This is a genomic window from Streptomyces sp. NPDC002403 (assembly GCF_053593015.1).
The window spans coordinates 1-1,071 of the sequence record NZ_JBSFBQ010000166.1; the positions used below are offsets into that span (position 1 = coordinate 1).

1 protein-coding gene is annotated in these 1,071 nt (G+C 68.7%); it reads right to left on the bottom strand.

What is annotated here, in order from left to right:
- Nucleotides 1-1,071 (bottom strand): Clp protease N-terminal domain-containing protein (locus tag ACWCPY_RS43345; RefSeq protein WP_451274708.1); only part of this gene is annotated, 1,071 nt, incomplete at both ends.

Below are 1,071 nucleotides of genomic sequence, written 5' to 3' on the forward strand. Positions count from 1 at the left end.
TTGGTCGGAGGTATCCCGGGGCAGTTCACCTGGCCCGTTTTCGGCGAGGCCGTGCCGGCCCAGGGCATCCACCCGCACCCCCAGCCGCTTGAGCCACTCGCCGCCGGACCGCAGCTTGAGTGACTCGACGGTGACACCGTGGGCCGCAAGGACGCGCCTGATCATGCCTTCCTCCAGACCGAGGCGGGCGGCCAGGATGGCGAGGTGCACACCGAGATGGTTGTTCGCTGCTACCAGCTGGCGGACGGTGCGGGCGATGTCCTCAATGGTGGGGAGGTGGGCAGCACCGTGCCGGCCCAGGTCGTCCACCCGCACCCCCAGCCGGGTGAGCTGCTTGTCGCCGAACTGCAGCTTGAGTGGCTGGACGTTGATCCCGTTGGTCGCAAGGACGTTCCTGATCTCGAATTCCTGCAGGCCGCCGAGGTGGGTGGTCAGGTCGGCGAGGTGCACACCGGTCCCCCGTTTCCGCTGCGCGGCCAGCTGGCGGATGGTGCGGGCGATGTCCTCGATGGGCGGGAGGTGAGCGAGGCCGTGCCCGCCCAGAGCATCCACCCGCACTCCCGGCCGGGCACGCCGTTCATCGCCGAACTTCAATTGGAGTGACTCGACGGTGACCCCGGCGATCTCGAGGACGTTTCTGATCTCGAATTCCTGCAGGCGGAGGTGTTCGGATTCTTGCAGGCCGCCGAGGTGAGTGGTCAGGTCGGCGAGGTGCACACCGACCCCCCGCCCGTGCTGCGCGGCCAGCTGGCGGATGGTACGGGCAAGGTCCTCGACGGCCGGAAGGTGAGCGAGGCCGTGCCCGCCCAGAGCATCCACCCGCACCCCCAACCGACGTGAGCGCTCGTCGCCGAACGACAGCTCGACTTTCTTGACGGTAATGCCGTTGGCCTCGAGGACGTTCCTGATCTCGTCTTGTGTCCGGCGGAGGTGGGTGGTCAGGTCGGCGAGGTTCACACCGACCCGCCCCCTGGCGAGTTGGCGGATGGTGCGGGCGAGGTCTTCGATGGGCGGGAGGTGGGTGGTGCCGTGCCGGCCCAGGTCCTCCTCCCGCATCGCTGGCAGGTCCGG